This window comes from Comamonas sp. B-9, from assembly GCF_000410635.1.
Lineage (GTDB): Bacteria > Pseudomonadota > Gammaproteobacteria > Burkholderiales > Burkholderiaceae_C > Comamonas.
Genome location: NZ_KE148573.1, coordinates 9,293 through 9,499, shown reverse-complemented (window position 1 = coordinate 9,499; position 207 = coordinate 9,293). Strand labels below are relative to the sequence as shown.

Sequence of the window (207 nt, the reverse complement as noted above, 5' to 3'; positions counted from 1 at the left end):
TGCCACGCCTTGGCGCGCCGGCACAATGCCCTGGCCCACGAGCACCCACATACCGGTCCAGCTGGCGCCCTGGCCCAGGCTCATCACCACAAAGCCGGGCACCAGCCAGGCATAGTTGCCGGCCAGCGGCAGCACCGCTGCCATCCAAACCATGCCCAGCACACCGGCGGCCCAGCCCCGCAGCAGCACGCTGCGTGTGCCCTGCTG

1 pseudogene is annotated in these 207 nt (G+C 71.0%); it reads right to left on the bottom strand.

From position 1 onward, the window contains the following. Positions 1-207, bottom strand: a pseudogene (locus tag H928_RS27520) (MFS transporter); the annotation flags it as partial.